Source organism: Sulfurospirillum sp., from assembly GCF_036802865.1.
Classification (GTDB): Bacteria; Campylobacterota; Campylobacteria; order Campylobacterales; family Sulfurospirillaceae; genus Sulfurospirillum.
The window spans coordinates 1-1,624 of record NZ_DAIRVK010000012.1 but is presented as its reverse complement, the minus strand read 5'-3'; the positions used below and the strand labels follow the sequence as shown (position 1 = coordinate 1,624).

At 42.4% G+C, this 1,624-nt stretch carries 2 protein-coding genes; both read right to left on the bottom strand.

What is annotated here, in order from left to right; all coding sequences use genetic code 11:
- Positions 1-77: 77 nt before the first annotated feature.
- The gene (locus V7Q04_RS13115; protein WP_333805662.1) at positions 78-977 is read right to left on the bottom strand and encodes a formate dehydrogenase subunit gamma; all 900 of its coding nucleotides are present in this window, start codon (positions 975-977) and stop codon (positions 78-80) included.
- Between the two features lie 11 nt (positions 978-988).
- Positions 989-1,591 carry a formate dehydrogenase FDH3 subunit beta gene (fdh3B, locus tag V7Q04_RS13110; protein WP_333805661.1) on the bottom strand — a complete coding sequence of 201 codons (603 nt, stop codon included), beginning with the start codon at positions 1,589-1,591 and terminating at the stop codon, positions 989-991.
- Positions 1,592-1,624 lie beyond the last annotated feature (33 nt).

Sequence of the window (1,624 nt, the reverse complement as noted above, 5' to 3'; positions counted from 1 at the left end):
TTCTGCCTCGGAAGAGGCAAGCTTCAGTGCCTAGTGTAACGTAGCTTTTCAAGCTTGGCTTGGAAAGCGTATAAAAATCAAAACTTACCCTGATCCTTAAGCTTCTTATACCACGTGCTGTGAAGGATCTTGACCTCTTCTTCTTCAACATAGCCTGTGATAATACTATGAACGGCTCCTTTAATAGCAAACATGGACATATAGACATGGGTGATAAAGAGTGCTAAGACTGCAAAGCCCATGACATTATGGATAATCGCTGCAGCTCTTAACATATCGATTTGACTCATACCTGTTAAGTTATGCAACATTTGCATTTTAAAGTCTAGGAAGTACATAAAGGCACCACTTAAGATCATCGTGATTCCTCCAAGTATGGCTACCCAGTACCACATCTTTTGTCCTGCATTAAACTTCCCTGCCAAGATAGGTTTTTTCTCTTTAGAGAGATAACCACCTAGGATCATAAACCATTTCACATCATCCATATTAAAGAGGGCTTCTTTAAGCCACATGAGTGCCATAGGAATGACAACAATGGTAAAAGGTATGGTAAAGATGCCATGAAGGTTCTTTGCCATTCTTACTAAGGTTCCACCACCAAAGAAGTCACCGAAGACGATAATGAATCCTGTAGGGATAATAACCAAGAAGCTCACTGCGGCTACTTGGTGGATAATTCTATTATAGAGGTTAAAGGCGTAGTATTTCTTTTCACTGTGTGGAAACACTTTGGGGCCTATAATCTTATAATGGATAAAGAAGGCTCCTGGAACACCTATTAATACTCCTAGGAATATCCATGCAAAATATTGATGTTGGAGCATGGTGAACAAGGGTCCTAATTTCAAGGATTCTTCTTGTCCGTATCCTAGGATATTTTGGATGCGCATTTCACCCCAGATTTGGCTCTCAGCGGCGTATGCCACTGATGCCAAACAAAGAGCTGCAATGAACATTAGTATGTATTTTCTCATTGCTGCTCCTTTCATTGGTTTTTATATGCCTTATCCCATCCATAAGGAGAGTTTGCGCCTTTTCCACCACGAGCCATAACACGTGCTCTAAAGACATTCGATACGGATTCAGCGTCACCGACAAGAAGAGCTTTAGTAGAACACATTGCTGCGCACACAGGTACTTTTCCTTCAGCGATACGGTTTTGACCGTAAAGTTCTCGCTCATGAACAGAGTTTGTCTCTAATGGACCACCTGCACACATCGTACATTTATCCATAGCTCCCTTAGCGCCAAACGCGCCATCTCTTGGGAACTGAGGAGCACCAAACGGACAAGCGTACAAGCAGTAACCACAACCGATACATTTATTTTTATCATGTAAAACGATGCCATCTTCACGAATGTAAAAACAATCCACTGGGCATACTTGTTGGCATGGAGCGTCAGTACAGTGCATACATGCAATGGATGTACTCATCTCTTTGCCAGGGATGCCTTCATTGATTGTCACTACTTTACGTCTACTGATACCTACGGGTAGCTCATGTGCTTCTGCACATGCTACGCTACAGCCATCACACTCTATACATCTGCTCTCATCGCAGTAAAATTTCATTCTTGCATAATCCATCTCTCACCCCCCCTACGCTTTTTCGATGCGGCA